The sequence below is a fragment of the Pseudomonas sp. D2002 genome, from assembly GCF_013385735.1.
Taxonomy (GTDB): domain Bacteria; phylum Pseudomonadota; class Gammaproteobacteria; order Pseudomonadales; family Pseudomonadaceae; genus Aquipseudomonas.
The window spans coordinates 28,728-51,306 of the sequence record NZ_JACAPL010000010.1; the positions used below are offsets into that span (position 1 = coordinate 28,728).

The 22,579-nt window shown below is 58.6% G+C and carries 17 protein-coding genes and 2 tRNA genes; 5 read left to right on the forward strand and 14 right to left on the reverse strand.

The features are described from left to right. Nucleotides 1-133 precede the first annotated feature (133 nt). The 5 genes from pgi (at nucleotide 134) to HX783_RS19840 (ending at nucleotide 8,823) form a co-directional block, all read left to right on the forward strand. Nucleotides 134-1,798 carry a glucose-6-phosphate isomerase gene (pgi, locus tag HX783_RS19820; RefSeq protein ID WP_177017988.1) on the forward strand — a complete coding sequence of 555 codons (1,665 nt, stop codon included), beginning with the start codon at nucleotides 134-136 and terminating at the stop codon, nucleotides 1,796-1,798. A gap of 105 nt (nucleotides 1,799-1,903) precedes the next feature. Further along, the gene (gene acs / locus HX783_RS19825) at nucleotides 1,904-3,841 is read left to right on the forward strand and encodes an acetate--CoA ligase (protein ID WP_177017989.1); all 1,938 of its coding nucleotides are present in this window, start codon (nucleotides 1,904-1,906) and stop codon (nucleotides 3,839-3,841) included. Between the two features lie 16 nt (nucleotides 3,842-3,857). Continuing rightward, entirely contained in the window at nucleotides 3,858-4,727 is an 870-nt protein-coding gene (locus HX783_RS19830; RefSeq protein WP_177017990.1) for an oxygenase MpaB family protein, read from the forward strand. Between the two features lie 58 nt (nucleotides 4,728-4,785). Continuing rightward, nucleotides 4,786-5,802 (forward strand): class I SAM-dependent rRNA methyltransferase, encoded by a 1,017-nt coding sequence (locus tag HX783_RS19835; RefSeq protein WP_159959933.1) that lies wholly within the window; start codon nucleotides 4,786-4,788, stop codon nucleotides 5,800-5,802. An 87-nt stretch (nucleotides 5,803-5,889) separates the two neighbouring features. After that, nucleotides 5,890-8,823, forward strand: a complete 2,934-nt coding sequence (locus HX783_RS19840; protein ID WP_177017991.1) for a DUF748 domain-containing protein — start codon at nucleotides 5,890-5,892, stop codon at nucleotides 8,821-8,823. Between the two features lie 297 nt (nucleotides 8,824-9,120). Here the strand turns inward: HX783_RS19840 and HX783_RS19845 are convergent, their stop codons facing one another. From HX783_RS19845 to folP, 14 genes are all read right to left on the reverse strand, one after another. After that, nucleotides 9,121-9,741: a BON domain-containing protein gene (locus HX783_RS19845; protein WP_159959937.1), complete on the reverse strand. Its 621-nt coding sequence runs from the start codon at nucleotides 9,739-9,741 to the stop codon at nucleotides 9,121-9,123. A gap of 294 nt (nucleotides 9,742-10,035) precedes the next feature. Further along, nucleotides 10,036-12,141: a polyribonucleotide nucleotidyltransferase gene (gene pnp / locus HX783_RS19850; protein ID WP_177017992.1), complete on the reverse strand. Its 2,106-nt coding sequence runs from the start codon at nucleotides 12,139-12,141 to the stop codon at nucleotides 10,036-10,038. Nucleotides 12,142-12,336: 195 nt separating this feature from the next. Next, the gene (rpsO, locus tag HX783_RS19855) at nucleotides 12,337-12,606 is read right to left on the reverse strand and encodes a 30S ribosomal protein S15 (RefSeq protein WP_003176135.1); all 270 of its coding nucleotides are present in this window, start codon (nucleotides 12,604-12,606) and stop codon (nucleotides 12,337-12,339) included. A gap of 115 nt (nucleotides 12,607-12,721) precedes the next feature. After that, nucleotides 12,722-13,639, reverse strand: coding sequence for a tRNA pseudouridine(55) synthase TruB (gene truB / locus HX783_RS19860; RefSeq protein ID WP_015885916.1), 918 nt, complete (start codon nucleotides 13,637-13,639; stop codon nucleotides 12,722-12,724). Nucleotides 13,640-13,642: 3 nt separating this feature from the next. Continuing rightward, nucleotides 13,643-14,038 carry a 30S ribosome-binding factor RbfA gene (rbfA, locus tag HX783_RS19865; protein WP_016973761.1) on the reverse strand — a complete coding sequence of 132 codons (396 nt, stop codon included), beginning with the start codon at nucleotides 14,036-14,038 and terminating at the stop codon, nucleotides 13,643-13,645. Nucleotides 14,039-14,197: 159 nt separating this feature from the next. After that, nucleotides 14,198-16,723 (reverse strand): translation initiation factor IF-2, encoded by a 2,526-nt coding sequence (infB, locus tag HX783_RS19870; protein ID WP_159959941.1) that lies wholly within the window; start codon nucleotides 16,721-16,723, stop codon nucleotides 14,198-14,200. A gap of 27 nt (nucleotides 16,724-16,750) precedes the next feature. Next, nucleotides 16,751-18,232, reverse strand: coding sequence for a transcription termination factor NusA (gene nusA / locus HX783_RS19875; RefSeq protein WP_008057419.1), 1,482 nt, complete (start codon nucleotides 18,230-18,232; stop codon nucleotides 16,751-16,753). A gap of 47 nt (nucleotides 18,233-18,279) precedes the next feature. Next, a complete protein-coding gene (gene rimP / locus HX783_RS19880) occupies nucleotides 18,280-18,738 on the reverse strand; it encodes a ribosome maturation factor RimP (protein ID WP_003235029.1) in 459 nt (152 codons plus the stop codon). 140 nt (nucleotides 18,739-18,878) lie between these two features. Beyond that, nucleotides 18,879-18,955 (reverse strand) — tRNA-Met (locus tag HX783_RS19885). Nucleotides 18,956-19,051: 96 nt separating this feature from the next. Next, a tRNA-Leu gene (locus HX783_RS19890) sits at nucleotides 19,052-19,137 on the reverse strand. Nucleotides 19,138-19,159: 22 nt separating this feature from the next. Continuing rightward, the gene (gene secG, locus HX783_RS19895) at nucleotides 19,160-19,543 is read right to left on the reverse strand and encodes a preprotein translocase subunit SecG (RefSeq protein WP_010206600.1); all 384 of its coding nucleotides are present in this window, start codon (nucleotides 19,541-19,543) and stop codon (nucleotides 19,160-19,162) included. 4 nt (nucleotides 19,544-19,547) lie between these two features. Then, nucleotides 19,548-20,303, reverse strand: a complete 756-nt coding sequence (tpiA, locus tag HX783_RS19900; protein ID WP_003194193.1) for a triose-phosphate isomerase — start codon at nucleotides 20,301-20,303, stop codon at nucleotides 19,548-19,550. A 66-nt stretch (nucleotides 20,304-20,369) separates the two neighbouring features. Beyond that, nucleotides 20,370-21,707, reverse strand: a complete 1,338-nt coding sequence (gene glmM, locus HX783_RS19905; protein WP_159959945.1) for a phosphoglucosamine mutase — start codon at nucleotides 21,705-21,707, stop codon at nucleotides 20,370-20,372. A gap of 16 nt (nucleotides 21,708-21,723) precedes the next feature. Continuing rightward, on the reverse strand, nucleotides 21,724-22,575 hold the full coding sequence (folP, locus tag HX783_RS19910; protein WP_177017993.1) for a dihydropteroate synthase: 852 nt from the start codon (nucleotides 22,573-22,575) through the stop codon (nucleotides 21,724-21,726). Between the last annotated feature and the right edge of the window lie 4 nt (nucleotides 22,576-22,579).

Here is a 22,579-nt window from a genome sequence, read left to right on the forward strand (position 1 = left end):
GCTAGGTTTAATGTAATCGCCCTGCGCTCTTGGTTAGCGCTGTCCGGAACCCAGCGCTTGAGAAAAGACTGGACGTTCCGAACCCTGAAGTGTCCTAAAGGCAGTCCCCGTAATAAAAAGGAAACCCGCAGCGATGGCGTACTACCGCACTCCTCATGACGTTACCGCTCTGCCCGCCTGGCAAGCGCTCAATCAACATCGCCAAGCCATGCAGGATTTCAGCATGCGCGAAGCCTTCAATGCCGATCCCCAGCGCTTTTCGCAGTTCACCCTGAGCAGCTGCGGGCTTTTCCTCGATTATTCGAAAAACCTGATCACCACCGAAACCCGTGACCTGTTGGTGGCGCTGGCCAAGGAAGTCGACCTTAAAGCCGCCATCGACGCGCTGTACGCGGGCGAACCGGTCAACTCCTCCGAAGGCCGCCCGGCCCTGCACACCGCCCTGCGCCGCCCAGTGGGTGACAAGTTGTCGGTCAATGGCGTGAACATCATGCCCGACGTGCACAAGGTGCTGAACCAGATCACCGACCTCGTGGGCCGCATCCACGATGGCCTGTGGCGTGGCTACACCGAGAAGCCGATCACTGACGTGGTGAACATCGGCATCGGTGGCTCGTTCCTCGGCCCGGAGCTGGTCTCCGAAGCGCTGTTGTCCTACGCGCATAAAGGCGTGCGCTGCCACTACCTGGCGAACATCGACGGCAGCGAGTTCCACGAGCTGACCATGAAGCTGCGCGCCGAGACCACGTTGTTCATCGTTTCGTCGAAATCCTTCAATACGCTGGAAACCCTGAAAAACGCCCAGGCCGCACGCGCCTGGTACTTGGCCCAGGGTGGCTCGGAAGCCGAGCTGTACCGCCACTTCATCGCCGTATCGAGCAACAACGCGGCAGCCGTGGCGTTCGGTATTCGCGAAGAAAACATTTTCCCGATGTGGGACTGGGTCGGCGGCCGTTACTCGCTGTGGTCGGCCATTGGTTTGCCAATCGCCCTGGCCATCGGCATGTCCAACTTCAAGGAACTGCTGTCCGGTGCCTACACCATGGACCAGCACTTCCAGAACGCCCCGTTCGAACAGAACATGCCGGTGCTGCTGGGCCTGCTGGGCGTGTGGTACGGCAACTTCTGGGGTGCGCAGAGCCATGCGATCCTGCCGTACGACCACTACCTGCGTAACATCACCAAACACTTGCAGCAGCTGGACATGGAATCCAACGGCAAAAGCGTGCGCCAGGACGGCACGCCGGTGTCCACCGATACCGGCCCGGTTATCTGGGGCGGCGTAGGCTGCAACGGTCAGCACGCGTACCACCAGTTGCTGCACCAAGGGACCCAACTGATCCCGGCTGACTTCATCGTGCCGATCGTCAGCTTCAACCCGGTTTCCGACCACCATCAGTGGCTGTACGCCAACTGCCTGTCCCAAAGCCAGGCACTGATGCTCGGCAAGACCCGCAGCGAAGCCGAAGCCGAGCTGCGCGAGAAGGGCCTGCCGGAAGCCGAAGTACAGAAGCTGGCGCCACACAAGGTGATCCCGGGCAACCGTCCGAGCAACACCCTGGTGGTGGAGCGCATCAGCCCGCGGCGCCTGGGTGCACTGGTGGCCATGTATGAACACAAAGTGTTCGTGCAGAGCGTGATCTGGGGCATCAACGCCTTTGACCAATGGGGCGTGGAGCTGGGCAAGGAGCTGGGCAAGGGCGTTTACAACCGCCTGACCGGCGCCGAAGAAACCGTGGCTGACGATGCGTCGACCCAGGGTTTGATCAACTACTTCCGCGGCCGTCACCGCGGCTGAGGCCGGTAGCCCAAGGCCAACGTCCGTTTGGACGTTGGCCTTGAACCCTCTTCCCACAGCGTTCATCTTTATGCCTTGTCCCGAAAACAAGAATAAGGACCGCTCATGTTCGATATCAGCACATTTCCCGCCGCCGATGCCGTGCGCCGGGCTGCGCAACTCAGTCAAGCCGAGTACCAGCGCCTCTACCGCCAATCCATCGAACAACCGGACACCTTCTGGGCCGAACAGGCCAAGGGCTTTCTCGACTGGATAACACCCTGGCATACCGTTCAACAGTCAAACATCAAGACCGGAGCCGCCCAATGGTTTGCCGGTGGCCAACTGAACGTCAGCTACAACTGCATCGACCGTCACCTCGCCCAACGCGCCGATCAACCGGCCTTCATCTGGGAAGGCGATGATCCTGCAACATCTTCCAAAATTACCTACCGCCAACTGCATCAAAACGTCAGCCGCCTGGCCAATGTGCTGAAAAACCGTGGCGTGAAGAAAGGCGACCGGGTGTGCATCTACATGCCAATGATCCCGGAAGCCGCCTACGCGATGCTCGCCTGTACGCGGATTGGCGCGGTGCATTCCGTGGTCTTCGGTGGTTTCTCACCGGACGCGCTGCGCGACCGCATTCTCGACGCCGACTGCCGCACCGTGATCACCGCCGATGAAGGCGTGCGCGGCGGCAAGCCGGTGGCGTTGAAAAAGAATGTCGACAAGGCCCTGGCCAGTTGCCCGAACGTCAGCACCGTATTGGTCGTCGAGCGCACGGGCGCGGACCTAATCTGGGTCAAAGACCGCGACCTCAAGTACCAGCAAGCCCTGGATGCCGCCAGCGACGACTGCCCGCCCGAGCCGATGGATGCCGAAGACCCGCTGTTTATCCTCTACACCTCCGGCAGCACCGGCAAACCCAAGGGCGTGTTGCACACCACCGGCGGCTACCTGCTGCAAGCGGCAATGACCTTCAAATATGTTCTCGATTACCGTGACGGCGAAGTGTTCTGGTGCACCGCCGACGTCGGTTGGGTGACCGGCCACAGCTACATCGTGTATGGCCCGCTGGCCAACGGCGCCACCTCGCTGATGTTCGAAGGCGTGCCGAGCTACCCGGACAGCTCACGCTTCTGGCAGGTGATCGACAAACACCAGGTGAATATCTTCTATACCGCGCCCACCGCGCTGCGCGCCTTGATGCGCGAGGGCCACGGGCCACTGGAAAACACTTCCCGCGCCAGCCTGCGCCTGTTGGGCAGCGTCGGCGAGCCGATCAACCCGGAAGCCTGGGACTGGTACTTCAATGCCGTTGGCGAACAGCGCTGCCCGATTGTCGACACCTGGTGGCAGACTGAAACCGGCGGCATCATGCTCAGCCCGCTGGTCAGCGCCCAACGCATCAAACCCGGCTGCGCGACCCAGCCGATGTTTGGCGTGCAGCCCGTGCTGCTGGATGAGCAAGGCAAAGAAATCAGCGGCGCCGGCAGTGGCGTACTGGCGATCAAAGCCAGCTGGCCGGGGCAGATTCGCAGCGTCTATGGCGACCCGCAACGCATGATCGACACCTATTTCAAACCCTACCCCGGTTACTACTTCACCGGCGACGGCGCGCGCCGCGATGAAGACGGCGACTACTGGATCACCGGGCGTATCGATGACGTGATCAACGTGTCCGGCCACCGTATCGGCACCGCCGAGGTGGAAAGTGCGCTGGTGCTGCATGACCAGGTGGCCGAAGCCGCCGTGGTTGGCTATCCCCACGACGTCAAAGGCCAGGGGATATACGCCTTCGTCACGCCAATGAACGGCGTCGAGCCCAGCGACGAGTTGAAAAAGCACCTGCTCGAACTGGTCAGCAAGGAAATCGGCAGCTTTGCCAAGCCGGAACTGATCCAATGGGCACCGGCCTTGCCGAAAACCCGCTCCGGCAAGATCATGCGACGAATTTTGCGCAAGATCGCCTGCAACGAACTGGACAGCCTGGGTGATACCTCGACCCTGGCCGACCCCAGCGTCGTCGACGGCCTGATCGACAAACGCCTGAACCGCTAGGAACCCCTGAGTCGCCATGGAATTTATCCGCAGCCGCATCGAATCCCAGTTGATGAGCCTTACCGGCCTGTCGCTGGGCCAGCTGGACCTGGAAAACCCCAAAGGCGACCCAGGCCTGTTCGGGCCGGACTCGGTCTGTTGGCAAGTACATGGCGACTTCAGCAGCATGCTTATTGGCGGCATCAGCGCCTTGATGCTGCAAGCGCTGCACCCGCTGGCACTGGCAGGCGTGTGGGACCACTCGAACTTTCGCCAGGACATGCTCGGGCGCCTGCGGCGCACGTCGCAATTTATTTCCGGCACCACCTTCGGTTCGCGCAAGGACGCCGAATGGTTGATTGAGAAAGTGCGCACCATCCACTTGCAGGTAACAGGGCATGCCCCGGACGGGCGGCCTTACGCGGCCAGCGACCCGGAGTTGCTGACGTGGGTACATGTGGCGGAAGTCAGCAACTTCCTCGCGGCCCACTTGCGTTATCTCAACCCACATCTGTCGGGCCGCGACCAGGACCGCTACTACAGTGAAATCGCGCTGGTGGCCGAACGCTTGGGCGCGCGGCATGTTCCGCGTTCACGGCAGGAAATTTCGGATTACCTGGCGCGTATTCGTCCGCAACTGCTGTGCGACGAGCGCAGCCGCGAGGTGTTGCGCCTGCTGGTCAATGCGCCCGCGCCCAGTGCGCTGGCCAAACCTTTTGGCAGCTTGATGATGCAGGCCGGCATCGACTTGCTGCCGGACTGGGCAAGCAGCTTGCTCGAACAGCACCAGAGCGCGCTGCAGCGCCAGATGATCCGCCTCGGGGTCAAGCGCAGCGCGCCGATGCTGCGCTGGGCAATGCGCAATGGTTCGGTGCAGCGCGCCCATCGGCGGATGGGGTTGATGTAGGCGGCGCCCCATAACTGTTAAACTCCGCGCCCATATTTACGCAAGCAAGGCGCGCTCCATGACTCCCTTGAATCAGGCGCTGCGCGCCGCCCTCGATCACCGCGAAGACCTGATCAACCAGCTGCACGCCCAGGGCACCGACTGCTACCGGTTGTTCCACGGCAGCCAGGAAGGCGCCGGCGGCCTGACCATCGACCGTTACGGCCCGCAATTGCTGGTGCAGAGCTTTCACCAGTCGCTGGAAACCGCCGACCTTTTGGACCTGCACCAGCAGATCAACCAGTTCATGGGCCTGGAGTTGCTGCTGGTGTACAACGACCGCTCCCGTGGCAACTCGCGGATCGACCGTGAAGACACGGTGTACCGCGCCGAACCTGCGGCGCTGGAAGACTTGGTCGGCCACGAATGGGGCCTCAATTACCGCGTGCGTGGTCGCCACGCCGGGCAAGACCCGCTGCTGTTTCTCGACCTGCGCAACACCCGCGGTTGGGTCAAGGACCACAGCGCCGGCAAAAGCGTGCTCAACCTGTTCGCCTACACCTGCGGCGTCGGCCTGAGCGCAGCAGCCGGTGGCGCCCGCGAGGTGTGCAACCTGGACTTCGCCGAAGGCAACCTGGCGGTCGGTCGCGAAAACGGCCTGCTCAACCCGCAATTGCCGGCCATGGAATTCGTGCAGTCCGACTACTTCCCGGCGATTCGCCAACTGGCGGGCTTGCCGATCACCCAGCGGCGCGGGCAAAAGCTGCCGAGCTATCCGCGCCTTGAGCAGCGCCAGTTTGACCTGGTACTGCTCGACCCGCCGGCCTGGGCCAAAAGTGCCTTCGGCACCGTCGACCTGTTGCGCGATTACCAAAGTCTGCTCAAACCTGCGCTGTTGGCTACTGCCGACGATGGCGTGCTGATCTGCTGCAACAACCTGGCAAAAGTCAGCATGGAGGATTGGCGTGAACAGGTGCTGCGTTGCGCCGAAAAAGCCGGTCGGCCGGTACGCGACTGGCAAATCATGACGCCGGGAGCGGACTTCCCCTCGCAGGACCAACAGCCGCCGTTGAAAACCCTGATCCTGCAGTTGTAGTACTTTTCCCAAGAGCTCCGGTGCTTCGGAACCGAAAACCCGTGCCATACTCCAAGGCACTCCTGTTCGACATAGATGGCGTCACTCATGCCCAAAGGATTGATCCGCGCCGCTGGCGCCTTGTTGACCGCCCTGGCTCTGTACAGCTTGCTGGGCTTTCTGATTCTGCCGGGCATCGCCCTTCGCATTGCCAACCAACAGTTGGCCAACTACGCCACGGTGCCGGCCCGCCTCGAGCGCATCGAGCTCAACCCGTTCAGCCTGGAAGTCACGGCATGGGGCTTGAAGATCGGCGAACCGGGCAAGGAGCAAGTGGGTTTCGAGCGCCTTTACGCCAACCTGCAGATCGACAGCCTCTGGACCCGCGCCCTGCACCTGGCCGATGTGCAACTCGACCAGCCCAAGACCGAGCTGCTGTTCGACAAGTCCGGCAAGTTGAACCTGGCGCAATTGTTCAAGCTGCCGCCGAGTGAACCCACCCCGACCGCCCCCAACGCCAAGCCGTTTCCGCTGCGCATCGACAGCATCAAGCTGGCCGGTGGCTACGTGCATTTTCAGGATTTGCGCCCCAGCGAACCGATCGAATTCCTCTACAACAAACTCGACTTTGAGCTGAAAAACCTCAGCACCTTGCCGGAAGACAATGCCGACATGACCTTGGTCGCGGCCGGCCCTGAGGGCGGGCAGATCGACTGGAAAGGCAATTTCAGCCTGGTGCCGATCACGTCCGAAGGCACGCTGAAAGTCACCGACGGCAAGATGAAAGCCTGGTGGCCGTATGTGCGGGACTCGGTTCCGCTGGTGCTTGAAGACGGCGTGCTGAATTTCAGCACCGACTACAAATTCAGTCTGGCCAAAGAAACCGAACTGAACCTGACCAACACCGCCGCCAGCATCGCGCCATTTGCGATCAAGGCACCGGATGGTCGGCCACTGGTGCGCCTGGAACGCCTGGACGTCAGCGAAACCACAGTGGACCTGGCCAAGCAGCAGGTCGTAGTCGGCAAGATTCGCAGTAACAAGCTGGAAACCTGGGCCGCCCGTGAGGCCGATGGCCAACTGGACTGGCAGAAATTGTTTGCCAGCCAGCCGAGCAAACCAGCCAAGGCGCCGGAGCCTGCCACAGCACCGGCGACTGCCGACTCGCCGAAAGCTGAACCTGCAGCCCCGAGCAAACCTTGGCAAGTACTGCTCAAGGATGTGCAACTGCGTAACTATCAGGTGCACCTGGCCGACCGTGCGGCCAAACCTGCCGTGGCGTTGGAACTGGGCCCATTGAATGTCGACGTGCAGAACTTCGACAGCCTCAACAAAAGCCCTTTTACCTTGAAGGTCGACACCGGCCTGGGTAAACAAGGCAAGATCCAGGCAACCGGCGAGGTCAACCTCAACCCGGTCAGCGCCAAACTCAAAGTGAATACACAGGACATCGACCTGCGCGTCGCCCAGTCGTATATCAGCCCGTTCATTCGCCTGGAATTGCGCAGCGGCATGCTCGGTAGCAACCTGGATGTGAACCTGAAAAGCACTGAGCCATTGGCGCTTCAGGTCACCGGCCGCGCTCAGGTCGACCAATTGCATACCCTGGACACACTCAAGACCCGCGACTTCCTAAAGTGGCAGCGGCTGGTGCTCGAAGGTGTGAACTACCAGCACGGCGATAGCTTGTCGATCGACAAGGTCAACCTGCTGCAGCCGTATGCGCGTTTCATGATCAACGATGACCGCACCACCAACATCGACGACTTGCTGATCCCGCAGCCGGCCGACAGTGGCGCTAAATCAGCAGGCAAACCTGCGGCCAGTAAAGACAAGCCGTTGGGCATTCATATCGGCCAGATCGCGATCAACGACGGCTCGGCCAACTTCGCCGACTTCAGCCTCACCCCGAACTTCGCCACGGCCATTCAACAGCTCAACGGCCAGATCGGCACCATTGACAGTCGCCAGGCCAAACCGGCCAGCGTCGACATCAAGGGCAAGGTTGATCGCTATGCGCCGGTGACTATCAAAGGCAGCGTGAACCCGTTTGATCCGATGGCGGCGCTGGACATCGCCACCAGCTTCAAACGCGTCGAGCTGACCACGTTGACGCCGTATTCCGGCAAGTTCGCCGGTTTCCGTATTCGCAAGGGCCGCCTCAACCTTGACCTGCATTATGTGATTACCAAAGGCCAGTTGAAGGCTGAAAACAAAGTGGTGGTTGAACAGCTGCAACTCGGTGAGAAAGTCGACAGCGCCGATGCCGTGGATTTGCCGATTCGCCTGGCTATCGCCCTGCTCAAGGACTCTGACGGCAAGATCTCCATTGAACTGCCAGTGACCGGCGACCTGAACAACCCGCAATTCAGCGTGATGCCGATCGTGTGGCAGACCCTGCGTAACCTGGTGGTGCGCGCAGCGACGGCGCCGTTCAAGTTTATCGGCGGGCTGGTGACTGGCGGGGGCTCGGAAGACCTGGGCAATGTGTCGTTCGCCCCAGGCTCCAGCGAATTGAACAAAGACGCCGAAGGCGCGCTGAACACCCTGGCCAAAGCGCTGAAAGAGCGCCCTACCCTGCGCCTGGAAATCGAAGGCACGGCGGCGGCCAGCAGCGACGGGCCGTTCCTGGCCGCTGAGCGTCTGGAACGTGAATATCAGTACAACTACTACAAAATCCTCCAGCGTCGTGGCGACAAAGTCCCGGCCCAGGCTTCATTGCTGGTGGTGCCAGAGAAGGAAAAGGCGCCGTTGCTGGAAGGCATCTACCGCACGCGCTTGAAACAACAGCCGCCAGCCGAATGGAAAGACTTGAGCAGCGATGAGCGCACCGCGAAGCTGCGTGATGGCTTGATCAAGTTCTGGGGCGCCAGCGACGTACTGCTGCGCCAACTGGGCCAAGACCGGGCCAGCACCATCAAGGACTATCTGGTGGACAAGGGGCAGCTGGAAGATGATCGGGTGTACTTCATCGACGCTAACCTTGGGCAGGCGGAGAAGGATGGTCGAGTGGTAACGCCGATGCATCTGGATGCTGAGTAACCGGCAACCAGCACTGATCTAAATGTGGGAGCGGGCTTGCTCGCGAAGACGGAGTGTCAGTCACCAGATGTACCGACTGGCCCACCGCGTTCGCGAGCAAGCCCGCTCCCACATTTTTCTGATCTTTGTCGGCCTGGCGATTTTGTGTTCTGCCCACAATAGAACAGGCCCCGACACAAGTGCCGGGGCCTGTAATGACCACATCCGTGTGGCCGGTCGCATGAACTCCAGAGGTGCTGGGTGGATAACTAACTCACCTTAAGCCGCCGCCGTCTCGTTCAGACGAATAGTTAAGCGTTACTCTGCTTTCAGGCCATCGGCCGATACAGCTTTAACGCCTTTGATTTTCTTGGTGATGTTCACCGCAGTAGTTTTCTGAGCTTCAGTCACTGCGACGGAAGAGGACAGGGAAACTACGCCTTTGTTGGTTTCGACTTTGATGTCGGTGCCAGGAATGCCTTTCTCGGTTACCAGGTCAGCTTTCACTTTGGTGGTAATCCAGGTGTCAGAGGTAGCACCTTTGGCGTCAGCGGCTGCGCCTTTGGTCTTGTCGATGTTGTCTGCTTTAGTAGCGCCGCCAGCCATCAGGCCGTCAGCGGAAACAGCGGTAACACCTTTGATTTTCTTGGTGATCGCTACGGCAGTGGCTTTCTGCGAGTCAGAGATCGCAACTGTCGAGGACAGGGAAACCACACCTTTGTTGGTTTCAACCTTGATGTCCGAGCCAGGAATGCCTTTTTCAGTCAGCAGGTCGGATTTAACTTTGGTGGTGATCCAAGTATCCGAAACGCTTTCTTTAGCCTTGGTAGCTTCACCAGCCGCCATGGTCATTGGGGCTTGGGAAGTCTGAGCAAAGGCTACGTTAGCACCCATGGCCAGAGTCAGAGCGGTAGCAGTAGCGAGAGCGAACTTCTTCATACGAGTAACTCCTGTTTTATTAAAAGTCTGCAGCGTGTATACCTTGATGCTGCAGCGTTAACAGGGTTATTGCAGGCAGCGTGCCAAGTACCAATTGAAAATATTATCTATATAAATCAATGACTTATAAAAACAGCTGATTTTCGGAATCGTGCAACTTGCATGAAGTCGATCGTGCCTGCGTGCAAGTTGCGGCTTTTGAGATTTACTAAGCGCCTGATTTACCGGCATTTTCCTATGGGCATAAAAAAAGGACTCCGAAGAGTCCTTTTTTCAGCGTGAGCTGGCGGGTGATTAAACGCCCGAAGCCTTGGCTGCTGCTACGTCCTTGATGGACAGCTTGATACGGCCGCGGTTGTCCACGTCCAGTACCAGCACTTCCACTTCCTGGCCTTCTTTCAGAATGTCGGTCACTTTCTCAACACGAGCGTCGCTCAGCATGGAGATGTGAACCAGACCGTCTTTGCCCGGCAGGATGTTGACGAATGCGCCGAAGTCGACGATGCGCTCAACTTTACCGACGTAGATTTTGCCGATCTCGGCTTCAGCGGTGATGCCCAGAACGCGCTGACGTGCAGCTTCAGCAGCTTCCTTGGTTTCGCCGAAGATCTTGATCGAGCCGTCGTCTTCGATGTCGATCGAAGCCTTGGTCTCTTCACAGATCGCACGAATGGTCGCGCCGCCTTTACCGATAACATCACGGATTTTGTCGGTGTCGATTTTCATCGCGATCATGGTCGGAGCATTTTCCGACAGTTCGGTACGGGACTGACCGATGATCTGGTTCATCTGACCGAGGATGTTCAGGCGCGCTTCCAGGGCTTGGCCCAGAGCGATTTCCATGATTTCTTCGGTGATGCCTTTGATCTTGATGTCCATCTGCAGCGCGGTAACACCTTTAGCGGTACCGGCTACTTTGAAGTCCATGTCGCCCAGGTGGTCTTCGTCACCCAGGATGTCGGTCAGGATGGCGAACTTCTCGCCTTCTTTAACCAGGCCCATGGCGATGCCGGCAACCGGTGCCTTCATCGGTACACCAGCGTCCATCAATGCCAGGGAAGCACCGCAAACGGAGGCCATGGAGCTGGAACCGTTGGACTCGGTGATTTCCGACACAACACGAATGGTGTACGGGAACACGTCGGCGGCAGGCAGCATGGCGGCAATCGAACGACGGGCCAGACGGCCGTGACCGATTTCGCGACGGCCAGCACCACCCATGCGACCACACTCACCTACCGAGAACGGAGGGAAGTTGTAGTGCAGCATGAACGGGTCTTTTTTCTCGCCTTCCAGGGTGTCCAGCAGCTGTGCGTCACGGGCGGTGCCCAGGGTCGCGACTACCAGGGCCTGGGTTTCACCACGGGTGAACAGGGCCGAACCGTGAGTTTTCGGCAGAACGCCGACTTCGATGTTCAGCGGGCGTACGGTGCGAGTGTCGCGACCGTCGATACGTGGCTTGCCGTTAACGATGTTTTCGCGAACGGTGCGGTATTCGATTTCGCCGAATGCAGCTTTGACGTCGCTGGCGGAAGGCTGGCCTTCTTCACCGGACAGCTTGGCCACAACCTGGTCCTTCAACTCGCCCAGGCGAGCGTAACGGTCGGCCTTGACGGTGATGGTGTAGGCGTCGGAGATGGCTGCGCCGAACTCGGAGCGGATCGCGCCCAGCAGTTCAGTCGCTTCAGCTTGTGGAGCCCAGGACCAAGTAGGCTTGGCGGCTTCAGCGGCCAGCTCTTTAACGGCGTTGATCACAACCTGGAACTCGTCGTGAGCAAACAGTACCGCGCCCAGCATCTGGTCTTCGGTCAGCTCTTTGGCTTCCGATTCAACCATCAACACGGCTTCCGAAGTACCGGCAACGACCATGTCCAGGCTCGAAGCTTTCTGTTGTTCGTAAGTCGGGTTCAGCAGGTAGCCAGTGCTTTCGTGGAACGCAACGCGGGCAGCGCCGATCGGGCCATCGAAAGGAATACCGGAGATGGCCAGGGCAGCCGAGGTACCGATCATCGCAGCGATGTCCGGATCGGTCTTTTTGCTGGTGGAAACGACGGTGCAGACAACCTGCACTTCGTTCATGAAGCCTTCTGGGAACAGCGGACGGATCGGACGGTCGATCAGTCGGGAAGTCAGGGTTTCTTTTTCGGAAGGACGCCCTTCGCGCTTGAAGAAACCGCCAGGGATCTTACCGGCAGCGTAAGTCTTTTCCTGGTAATGAACGGAAAGAGGGAAGAAGCCTTTGCTTGGGTCAGCGGTCTTGGCGCCAACAACGGTCACCAATACGGTGACGTCGTCGTCAACGGTAACCAGCACTGCGCCGGAGGCTTGACGGGCGATACGGCCTGTCTCGAGGGTAACGGTCGACTGACCGAACTGGAATGTTTTGATAACCGGGTTCACGGTGTCCTACCTTCTTTGTGGCTCTTGGGGGAACTTGTTTTCTTGCGAAATTCTTGGGCAATGTCGGGAATCGGCCCGACCCTCGTCCAGGGTAAAACGTGTATCCAGATAAAACTTGAGGCTGGGAGCCTGCCATGGGCCAGCGGGAATCCCACTGACACACGGCAAACAACCAACCTCTAGCGCAATCGCTTATTAGCGACGCAGACCCAGGCGACCGATCAGAGCCTGATAACGACCCAGATCCTTGCCTTTCAGGTAGTCCAGCAGCTTACGGCGCTGGTTTACCATGCGGATCAGACCACGACGGGAGTGGTGATCTTTACCGTTGGCCTTGAAGTGACCTTGCAGCTTGTTGATGTTGTGGGTCAGCAGTGCAACTTGCACTTCTGGCGAACCAGTGTCACCAACAGCTTGCTGATAGTCAGCAACGATTTGTGCTTTTTCTTGAACGTCGAGAGCCATGAGGCAATCCTTTTTTCAGGAAACCACCCAAAGGGCAGTTTCAACAGGCCAGGGACAAATCCCTGTATCTAAAAATGAGTGTTGACCGTGCCTGTTAACAGCCACACTCGTTCGGTCATTCTGACCGAATCAGTCGACGCGGCGCGATGCGCCCGTCTTCGCTCACTTCACCGATACCGATGAAGCGACCGTTATGATCCTGTACCCGCACCATGCCGAACTTCGGAGCGTCCGGGGCACGTACCGGCTGGCCGTTGAGCCAGTAGAACGCGCTGTGCTCCGAGAAGTGCAGCAATGGCCAATCGAGCAAACCGCTGTCCGATGGCATCAGGAAGCGATCAACTGCTTCATTGCCGCCTTCGGCGTGTACGGCTTCCAACTCTTCCAGCGTAACCGTCTGGGCCAGGCTGAAAGGCCCGGCCTGGGTGCGTCGCAGTTCTGCAACGTACGCGCCGCAACCGAGCTTTTCACCAATATCTTCCACCAGGGTACGGATATAGGTGCCTTTGCTGCAGTCCACGGCCAGTCGGGCAGTGTCGCCTTCATGGGCGAGCAATTCCAAGCGCGCAATAGTAACAGAACGCGGTTCGCGCTCCACTACTTCGCCCGCACGTGCCAGCTTGTAAAGAGGCTGGCCATCACGCTTGAGTGCCGAGTACATCGGCGGTATCTGACTGATTTCCCCACGAAAACCGGGTAAAGCAGCTTCAATATCAGCACGACCAACGGTCACATCGCGAACCTGCAAAACATCACCCTCGGCGTCGGCCGTGGTGGTGGTCTTGCCCAGCTGCATCAGGGTTTCGTAACCCTTGTCGGAATCGAGCAGGTATTGCGAGAACTTGGTCGCCTCACCAAAGCACAACGGCAGCACGCCGGTGGCCAGTGGGTCGAGGCTGCCGGTGTGCCCGGCCTTCTCCGCATTGAGCAGCCAGCGAACCTTCTGCAAGGCAGCATTGGAGGTAAAGCCAATGGGCTTGTCGAGCAGAATGATGCCGCTGACGTTGCGACGGATACGTTTGACCTGAGCCACCGCTTACTCCTTGGCGTCTTCAGGTGTGGACGGGTGCTGGCTGTCTTCAGCCACGGCGCGCTCGATCAGGGCCGACAGGTGCGCGCCACGCACGACGCTTTCGTCGTAGTGGAAGTGCAACTGAGGCACGCTGCGCAGCTTCATTTCACGGGCCAACTGCATACGCAGGAAACCTGCGGCCGAATTGAGCACCTTGATGCTTTGCGCGATTTCCTCGCTGCTGTCCTGCCCCATCACGGTGATGAAGATTTTGGCGTGGCCCACGTCACGGCTCACTTCAACGGCGGTGATGGTGACCAGGCCAACACGGGGATCTTTGACTTCGCGACGGATCAGTTGGGCCAGCTCGCGCTGCATCTGATCGCCGATACGCTGGGTACGGCTGTATTCTTTTGCCATGTCTTGTTACCTGTTACTGCCACACGGTGAAACCCGTGGGGTCTGAAAGCGGCAAACGCCCGGCCTGACAAAAGCCAGACCGGGCGTTGCGTTTAGAGTCCGTACGCTGCGCGGGGCATTTGCATGCCCACACGCGGCGTGGCTCCGGAAGTGCGCGAGTTAGAGGCTGCGAGCAACCTGAACCTTCTCGTAGACTTCGATCTTGTCGCCAGCCTTGACGTCGTTGTAGCTCTTGACGCCGATACCGCATTCCATGCCGGCACGTACTTCAGACGCGTCATCCTTGAAGCGGCGCAGGGATTCCAGCTCGCCTTCGAAGATAACGATGTCTTCACGCAGTACACGGATTGGACGGTTACGGTACACGGTGCCTTCGACAACCATGCAGCCGGCAATCGCGCCGAACTTCGGCGAACGGAACACATCACGCACCTCGGCGATACCCAGGATGTTCTCCCGAACGTCGCTGCCAAGCATGCCGGTAAGGGCTTTCTTGACGTCTTCGATGATGTCGTAGATGACGTTGTAGTAACGCATGTCCAGGCCTTCCTGCTCGACGATCTTGCGAGCGCCGGCATCGGCACGCACGTTGAAGCCGAACAGTACAGCGTTGGAAGCCAGTGCCAGGTTGGCGTCGGATTCGGTGATACCACCGACACCGCCACCGACAACGCGCACTTGCACTTCGTCGTTACCCAGGCCGTTCAAGGCGCCGTTCAACGCTTCGAGGGAACCACGAACGTCAGATTTGAGGACGATGTTAAGCGTCTTCTTCTCTTCCTGGCCCATGTTTTCGAAGATGTTTTCCAGCTTGCCGGCGTGAGCACGGGCCAGTTTGACTTCGCGGAACTTGCCTTGACGGAACAGAGCCACTTCACGGGCTTTCTTCTCGTCGGCAACTACGCTCATCTCGTCGCCAGCGTCCGGGGTGCCGTCCAGGCCGAGGATCTCGACCGGGATAGCCGGGCCGGCTTCCTTGATTGGCTTGCCGTTCTCGTCGAGCATGGCACGTACACGGCCGTAGTTCGAACCGACCAGCACCATGTCGCCTTGGCGCAGAGTACCGTCTTGAACCAGAACGGTCGCAACCGGGCCACGGCCCTTGTCCAGGCGGGATTCAACAACAACACCACGGCCAGGAGCCGATGGAGTCGCGGTCAATTCCAGAACTTCGGCTTGCAGCAGTACGGCTTCGAGCAGTTCGTCAACGCCGGTACCCATTTTCGCGGAAACCGATACGAATGGCGTCTCGCCGCCCCACTCTTCAGACGTCACGCCGTGAACCGACAGTTCGCTACGGATGCGATCGAGATCAGCGCCCGGCTTGTCGATTTTGTTCACAGCCACGACCAAAGGAACACCGGCAGCCTTGGCGTGCTGGACAGCTTCAATGGTCTGCGGCATCACGCCGTCGTCCGCTGCAACTACCAGAATCACGATGTCGGTCGCCTTGGCACCACGGGCACGCATCGCGGTAAACGCGGCGTGACCAGGGGTGTCGAGGAAGGTGACCATGCCGCGCTCGGTTTCAACGTGGTACGCACCGATGTGCTGGGTAATACCGCCGGCTTCGCCTGCAGCAACCTTGGCACGACGGATGTAGTCGAGCAGGGAAGTTTTACCGTGGTCAACGTGGCCCATTACGGTCACAACCGGTGCACGGGAAACTGCCTCACCTTCAAACTTCAGGGACTCAGCCAGGGAATCTTCCAGGGCGGTGTCGCTGACCAGGGTCACTTTGTGGCCGAGCTCTTCAGCAACCAGTTGGGCAGTTTCCTGATCCAGTACCTGGTTGATGGTGGCCGGAGTACCCAGCTTGAACATGAACTTGATGATTTCAGCTGCCTTGACCGACATCTGCTGGGCGAGATCGCCAACAGTGATGGTCTCGCCGATCTTCACTTCACGCACGACAGGGCCGGTTGGGCTCTGGAAACCGTGGGCGTTGCGTTTTTTCAGCTTGGCCTTGCCGCGACCACCACGACGGAAGCCATCGCTTTCTTCGTCGGTAGTACGTGGAGCAACGCGTGGAGCAGGCGCTTTCTCTTTGACCGAGGCACGATGTGGAGCGTTTTTACGCTCGCCATCGCCACCACCACCGCGACGATTGTTATCGTCGGCACGTGGCTTGTCCGGACGACGAGGCTCGTCGCGCTTGCGAGCGTCTGCTGCAGGAGCAGGTGCAGCGGCAACCGGAGCGGCCTCACGCACAGCTTCAACAGGCGCTACAGGCGCGGCGGCCGCTTCAGTACCAGCAGGTTGCGCAGCAGCAGGCTGGCGACGCGCTTCTTCTTCGGCGCGACGCTTGGCTTCTTCTTCAGCCTTCTGACGAGCAGCATTTTCTACTGCGCGACGTTCTTCCAGTTCGCGTTTGCGCTCGGCTTCGATTTCTTCCGGGCTGCGCTGTACGAAGACTTTCTTCTTGCGTACTTCAACGCTGATGCTCTTGCTGCCAGCAACACGCAGGGTGCTGGTGGTTTTGCGCTGCAATGTAATCTTGCGCGGTTCTTCCACTTTCGCCTTGTGGCTGCTCTTCAAGTGAGTCAGCAAAGACTGCTTCTCACTGTCGCTCACACCTTCGTCGGCGGCGGTGTGCGGCAGACCTGCCTCACGCATCTGCTGCAACAGGCGCTCCACCGGTGTTTTGACCTCATCGGCCAGTTGTTTCACCGTGACTTGCGTCATGCACTTCTCTCCTCAGGCCGCGCCTAGTTACTCGAACCAATGGGCTCGGGCGGCCATGATCAACTTGCCGGCACGATCATCGTCAATGCCGTCGATGTCGAGCAGATCGTCAATAGACTGCTCGGCCAGGTCTTCGCGGGTAATTACGCCGCGCACCGCCAGTTCCATCGCCAAATCCTTGTCCATACCCTCAAGCGAGAGCAGGTCTTCGGCCGGATGGGCGTCTGCCAGCTTTTCCTCAGTAGCGATGGCTTTAGTCAACAAACGATCCTTGGCCCGAGCGCGAAGCTCGTTGACGGTGTCTTCGTCAAAGCCGTCGATGTTGAGCATTTCTTCCAACGGTACGTAGGCAATCTCTTCCAGGCTGGTGAAGCCTTCATCTACCAGCACCTGTGCCAGGTCTTCGTCGACTTCCAGCTCGTCGATGAAGTTGCGCAGGATGTCACCGGTTTCAGCTTGCTGCTTAGCCTGGATGTCCGATTCGGTCATCACGTTCAGGGTCCAGCCGGTCAGTTGGCTGGCCAGACGCACGTTCTGACCACCACGACCAATGGCCTGAGCCAGATTGTCTGCGCCAACGGCGATGTCCATTGCATGGGCATCCTCGTCAACGATAATTGCCGCCACTTCAGCTGGCGACATGGCGTTGATCACGAACTGCGCCGGGTTATCGTCCCACAGGACGATGTCCACACGCTCACCGCCCAATTCGCCCGACACTGCCTGGACGCGCGAACCGCGCATACCAATGCAAGCGCCCTGCGGGTCGATGCGTTTGTCCTTGGAGCGGACCGCGATCTTGGCGCGCGAACCCGGGTCGCGGGACGCAGCCATGACTTCGATCAGGCCTTCGGCGATTTCCGGCACTTCGATACGGAACAGTTCGATCAGCATTTCCGGCGCGGTACGCGACAGGATCAACTGAGGGCCGCGGTTCTCGGTGCGGATTTCCTTGAGCAGCGCACGCAGACGCACGCCGACACGGAAGGTTTCGCGAGAGATGATGTCTTCGCGAGCCAGCAACGCTTCAGCGTTGTTGCCCAGGTCGACGATCACGTTGTCGCGGGTTACTTTTTTCACGGTGCCGGAGATGATTTCACCCAGGCGTTCGCGATAAGCGTCAACGACTTGAGCGCGCTCGGCTTCGCGAACCTTCTGCACAATGACCTGCTTGGCGGTCTGTGCAGCAATACGGCCGAATTCGATCGACTCGATCTTTTCTTCGACGACATCACCGACCTTGGCGCCAGGGTGCGTTTCGGCAACCTTGCTCGGCCAGGTTTCGATGGCCGGATCATCAAGATCGGCTTCTTCGACGACCGTCCAGCGACGGAAAGTCTCATAGGCACCGGTGTGGCGGTTGATTTCCACACGCAGATCAACTTCGTCTTCAAAACGCTTTTTGGTAGCAGTGGCCAGGGCCAGCTCCAGCGCTTCAAAAATCACGTTTGCCGGTACGCCCTTTTCATTGGATACCGACTCAACAACCAGCAGTACTTCTTTGCTCATCGTACGCCTCGCCTTTCGCAAGCCATTGGATCCGCGGGATCCGCGTCTCAGTCAAAACTGGGAATAATGTTGGCCTTGTCGATCATATCGATCGGCAACAGGAACTCATGGTCTTCTACCTGCACCACGACATCCTGTTCTTCTACACCGCGCAGAAGGCCCTGAAAGTTGCGTCGCCCTTCAAAGGGAGAACGCAGCTTGATCTTCACTTGTTCACCGGCAAATTTTGCAAACTGATCAATAGTGAACAGTGGGCGTTCCATGCCAGGCGAGGAAACTTCGAGGGTGTATTCAACGGAAATTGGATCTTCAACATCCAGGACACCGCTGATCTGACGGCTGACAATGGCACAATCGTCCACCAGCACGCCGCCCTCTTTATCGATATAAACGCGCAACATTGAGTGGCGACCTTGAGCCGAAAACTCAATACCCCAGCATTCATAGCCTAGGGCCACGACCACCGGGGCCAGCAAGGCCTGCAACTCTTCTAGCTTGCTCGACACCTGAACCCCCTCGTGCATGTATGTGCATGCTGTGCAAAATAAAAAAATGGGCGAAACGCCCATCCTTGAAACGCCGTCGAACAGCGGCGTTGAAAGTGTCCAGCTAACAAAAAGCCCCTTAAAAGGGGCTCCGCTAAAACTGGTTGCGGGGGCCGGATTTGAACCGACGACCTTCGGGTTATGAGCCCGACGAGCTACCAGACTGCTCCACCCCGCGACAAAGCTGGGGCGGAAGTATACGACCGATCCCTTACAGGGTCAATGTAACCTTCCACCTACAAGAAAGCCCGCAACAGCGGGCTCTCCTGATAATTGGTACCGAGAAGGGGACTCGAACCCCTACACCCTATGGGCACAACCACCTCAAGGTTGCGTGTCTACCAATTCCACCACCTCGGCAATACAGCGTTTACAACCCTTCTTACTTCTGCTCTTGAGCTGGAGGTACGTCAGTCGCTGGAGTAGCCGACTTTTGCTCTTGAAGCACCGGGACATCATCAGAAGCCGGTTTTGCTTTTGGTACTTCCAACACTGCTGGGTTTGGGAGACCTACTTGAGTCAGCACATGAGCTTTCTCTTTAGCAAAGTAACCTAACCCTAAGCTGGTTATGAAGAAACCGGCGGCAAGTATAGCAGTAAACTTACTAAGAAAGGTAGAGGAACCTTGGCTTCCGAACACAGTATTTGAAGCACCTGCACCGAAAGACGCACCAGCATCCGCACCTTTACCCTGTTGCAACAAAACCAGGGCAACTACGCCCAGGGCAGCCAACAGATGAAAAACGACTACGACTGTTTCCAGCATTTTTTCAGTTTCCCGCGGCGCGACAGATCGCACCGAACTCATCTGCATTCAGGGAAGCTCCACCAATGAGCCCCCCATCGATATCCGGCATGCCGAACAGTTCGACCGCATTGGCCGCCTTCACGCTGCCGCCGTATAGAAGCCGCACACCTTGTGCGACTTCAGAATTCTCTGCCGCCAACTGAGCGCGGATGGCTGCGTGCACATCCTGCGCCTGTTGCGGTGTAGCAGTCAGCCCGGTGCCAATGGCCCAGACCGGCTCGTAAGCAATTACTGCCTTTGCAAATGCACCGACACCCAGCTCCTCGATGATGCTGCCCAGCTGACGCGAGACAACTTCAAGAGTCTTGCCTGATTCACGCTGCTCAAGGGTCTCCCCTATGCACAACACCGGAATCAAGCCACAAGCCTGTGCCGCTGCGAACTTGCGGTTGAGTGTCCCATCACGCTCGCCCATCATCTGACGGCGCTCGGAGTGCCCGACAAGCACATAGGAACAACCCGCATCAACCAGCTGACTCGGTGAAATCTCACCGGTCAACGCACCTTGCATGGGCTCCACCGCAGAATTCTGCGCGCCGACCTGAATCGACTTGCCTTTCAAGCCATCAACCACTTGGTTGATATGCAAGCAAGGCGGGAAAACCGCAACATCAACACCGCTAGGCAAGGCCAAGTGACGAAGGCCATTGATCAGCTCAGCGACACTGGCGCGGGTACCGTGCATCTTCCAGTTACCAGCTACCATAGTGCGACGCATGCTGTACCTCGTCGGTCAAAGTGGGCGCAGATGTTACCCAACCACATCATCACTGGCAAGCCGAATTCAGGCGCAAATTTCAGTTACCAGTTTTGCCAGGTCTTCGGCATGGCCGCGAACCTGTACTTCGTCTTCACCTTCGACCATGACACGCACCAGTGGCTCTGTGCCGGACTTGCGCAACAACACTCGCCCGCGCCCCGCCATTGCCAGGGTTACACGCTCGCAGGCATCTTTGACAGCAGGGTGCTCGATAGGGTTTTCGCCGCCCGCAAAACGCACATTGAGCAAAACTTGCGGGCACTTGCGCAGCGCTTGACGCGCCTGAGCCAGGCTCTCTTCACGGCGACGCAAAGACAGCAACACTTGCAGCGCGGCAATAATGGCATCGCCTGTGGTGGTGTGCTGGAAGCAGACAACATGCCCGGAGTTCTCACCGCCCACCTGCCAGTTACGCTCCAGCAACTCGGCGATCACATAACGGTCACCGACATTGGCACGAACAAACGGGATCCCCAGCTCAGCGAGGGCCAGCTCAAGCCCAAGGTTGCTCATCAGCGTACCGACGACACCGCCTTGCAGCTTGTTACGCTCGTGCAGGTCGCGGGCAATAATGAATAACAGGTCATCACCGTCAACCACCGTACCGGTGTGATCCACCATCAGCACACGGTCACCGTCGCCGTCAAAGGCGATACCCAGGTCGGCATGCTCAGCCAGGACCGCAGCCTGCAGCTGCTCCATATGGGTGGAGCCGCAATTTTCGTTGATGTTCAAACCATTCGGCTGAGCCGACAGCACCGTTACGTCCGCGCCCAGCTCTTTGAAGACACTCGGCGCAACCTTGTAGGTTGCACCGTGGGCACAATCGACAACGATCTTCAGCCCGGCGAAATTGGTGCTGGTAGGCACGCTGCTCTTGCAGAATTCGATATACCGGCCAGACGCGTCGTTGATGCGTGACACCTTGCCCAGCTTGCTGGACTCGACCACCGTCATCGGTGCATCCAGCAGCTCTTCGATCATCAGCTCGATCTCGTCCGGCAATTTGGTGCCCTGGCCCGAGAAAAACTTGATGCCGTTATCATCATGAGGGTTATGCGAGGCGCTGATCACGATACCGGCTTCAGCGTGAAAGGTACGCGTCAGGTAGGCGATAGCAGGCGTCGGCATTGGCCCCAACAGCATCACATCAGCACCGGCGGCGGACAAACCCGCCTCAAGTGCGGACTCAAACATATACCCCGAAATTCGGGTGTCCTTGCCTACCAGGATGCGGCACGCGCCCATGCTGCGGAACGCCATACCTGCCGCCCAACCCAGCTTGAGCATGAAATCAGGAGTAATCGGAAACTCGCCGACCCGACCACGAATACCGTCGGTGCCAAAATATTTTTTAGTCATAAGTGCTCCATCATTCTTATTCGGCTGATTCTACAGCGGCAATCATGCGCACCACATCAACCGTCTCGGCGACGTCATGCACACGCAAAATACGCGCACCCTTGGTCACGGCAAGCGCCGCCAACGCCAGACCACCGTAAAGCCGCTCGCCGACGGGACGGTTCAGGGCCAGACCTATCATGCTCTTGCGCGAAACGCCGACCAACAGGGGCCGACCAAGGGCGTGCAAGGATTCCATATGCTTGAACAGACTCAAATTGTGCTGCAGGGTCTTGGCGAAGCCAAACCCGGGATCAAGGATGATCTTTTCGGCCGCAATGCCCACCGTGGCGCATTGAGCGATCCTTTCAGCCAGAAAGCCACTCACCTCGCCAACAAGGTCATCGTAGTGTGGGCTGTCCTGCATATTCCCGGGCTCTCCGAGCATATGCATCAGGCACACAGGAAGACCGGTTGCCGCCGCTGCATCCAGGGCACCATCGCGTCGAAGAGCTCGCACATCATTGATTAACCCCGCCCCCAGGCGCGCCGTCTCACGCATCACTGCCGGGGTCGACGTATCAACCGAGATGATCACATCCAACTCGCGAGCAATAAGCTCGACTATTGGCGCCACTCGCTCAAGCTCCTCCAGGGGAGAAACCACACGAGCACCGGGACGAGTCGACTCGCCACCCACATCAATCAACGTGGCGCCAGCCAGAACCATCGCTTCGGCATGACGCAGTGCGGCATCCAGCTGGTTGAAACGGCCACCATCGGAGAAAGAATCGGGGGTTACGTTAAGAATGCCCATGACATGCGTATGGGCCAAATCAAGAACCCGGTTGCCGCAAGGCAACCGGATGGAGGACAACACAGAAGTCATTTCA

Coding starts and splice junctions, on each gene's coding strand:
- pgi (WP_177017988.1), top strand. CDS start 134: ATGGCGTACTACCGCACTCCTCATGACGTTACCGCTCTGCCCGCCTGG.
- acs (WP_177017989.1), top strand. CDS start 1,904: ATGTTCGATATCAGCACATTTCCCGCCGCCGATGCCGTGCGCCGGGCT.
- HX783_RS19830 (WP_177017990.1), top strand. CDS start 3,858: ATGGAATTTATCCGCAGCCGCATCGAATCCCAGTTGATGAGCCTTACC.
- HX783_RS19835 (WP_159959933.1), top strand. CDS start 4,786: ATGACTCCCTTGAATCAGGCGCTGCGCGCCGCCCTCGATCACCGCGAA.
- HX783_RS19840 (WP_177017991.1), top strand. CDS start 5,890: ATGCCCAAAGGATTGATCCGCGCCGCTGGCGCCTTGTTGACCGCCCTG.
- HX783_RS19845 (WP_159959937.1), bottom strand. CDS start 9,741: ATGAAGAAGTTCGCTCTCGCTACTGCTACCGCTCTGACTCTGGCCATG.
- rpsO (WP_003176135.1), bottom strand. CDS start 12,606: ATGGCTCTCGACGTTCAAGAAAAAGCACAAATCGTTGCTGACTATCAG.
- rbfA (WP_016973761.1), bottom strand. CDS start 14,038: ATGGCAAAAGAATACAGCCGTACCCAGCGTATCGGCGATCAGATGCAG.
- infB (WP_159959941.1), bottom strand. CDS start 16,723: ATGACGCAAGTCACGGTGAAACAACTGGCCGATGAGGTCAAAACACCG.
- nusA (WP_008057419.1), bottom strand. CDS start 18,232: ATGAGCAAAGAAGTACTGCTGGTTGTTGAGTCGGTATCCAATGAAAAG.
- secG (WP_010206600.1), bottom strand. CDS start 19,543: ATGCTGGAAACAGTCGTAGTCGTTTTTCATCTGTTGGCTGCCCTGGGC.
- tpiA (WP_003194193.1), bottom strand. CDS start 20,303: ATGCGTCGCACTATGGTAGCTGGTAACTGGAAGATGCACGGTACCCGC.
- glmM (WP_159959945.1), bottom strand. CDS start 21,707: ATGACTAAAAAATATTTTGGCACCGACGGTATTCGTGGTCGGGTCGGC.
- folP (WP_177017993.1), bottom strand. CDS start 22,575: ATGACTTCTGTGTTGTCCTCCATCCGGTTGCCTTGCGGCAACCGGGTT.